This is a genomic window from Bacteroides sp. DH3716P, from assembly GCF_025914115.1.
GTDB classification, from domain to species: domain Bacteria; phylum Bacteroidota; class Bacteroidia; order Bacteroidales; family Bacteroidaceae; genus Bacteroides; species Bacteroides ovatus.
The window spans coordinates 6637316-6637751 of sequence record NZ_CP083673.1 but is presented as its reverse complement, the minus strand read 5'-3'; the positions used below and the strand labels follow the sequence as shown (position 1 = coordinate 6637751).

Genomic DNA, 436 nt, shown 5'->3' with positions numbered 1-436 from the left:
GTCGAGCACACGCCGGAGAAGGAAGAAGGTGACAAGCAACCGTCAAGGTTTACTTACCAAGACTTGACATCCGAACAGCATAACGAGGCACTGACGGCTGCATTCAAGGAGAAACCTATCAAAGGATTCGATCGCATGGTGGAGGAATTGACGCAAGCCTATGCAGACATCGGCTTCAAGCGTGGCAGAAGCGTTATCATCAAAATGCTGAAATATCTGATGAACGAGCAAAAGCTCATAGTGAAGCGGGATAATCACTACTATTTCGGATATACTCTTGCGGAGATTGACCTGTTCCATGAAGAGGAATAAAAACAGTTCAGAAACCAGTTTAGTTTACGTCCGTGCCTATATATAAGAAATAAGGCCAAAGTAAACCGAAATCGGAGGCTGAATTGGGAAGCGGAAAAGTAGTTTAGCAAATGGTTTAGTTTAC

General features: G+C 44.0%; 1 pseudogene. It reads left to right on the top strand.

Features of this window, described 5'->3' with window-relative positions:
- Nucleotides 1-312, top strand: a pseudogene (locus KQP79_RS25860) (mobilization protein); the annotation flags it as partial.
- Between the last annotated feature and the right edge of the window lie 124 nt (nt 313-436).